The 278-nt window shown below is 45.7% G+C and carries 1 protein-coding gene; it reads left to right on the top strand.

What is annotated here, in order from left to right; genetic code table 11:
- The coding region (locus tag I5349_RS13700; RefSeq protein WP_226391344.1) for a hypothetical protein at nucleotides 1-278 on the top strand (278 nt) is incomplete at both ends.

The following is a 278-nucleotide window of genomic DNA, read 5'->3' as shown; positions in this document are numbered from 1 at the left end:
GAGTTTTTCAAAAATAGATCGCTATTCCGACGAAGCAGATAAGGCCGTGAAGTATGGATTCCATGATTGCTTCAATGATTCTGGCGAATTGCGCTCCGTTGACGACTTCATCAGCCATTATGCGCTTACCAACGTTGCCTCTTTCAAAAGCACGGTTGAGATTTATGAGCGTTGTTTAATCAACGGAGGCAATGAGTGTACGGAGAATGGTCAGGAACTGAGCTTGGATAAATTCTTGGTGAGCCACAATGAAGCTGCGCCACAAGCGAGTAAGGAGC

Source organism: Penaeicola halotolerans (genome assembly GCF_016464625.1).
Classification (GTDB): Bacteria; Bacteroidota; Bacteroidia; order Cytophagales; family Cyclobacteriaceae; genus Penaeicola; species Penaeicola halotolerans.
This window is presented reverse-complemented; position numbering and strand designations above follow the sequence as displayed.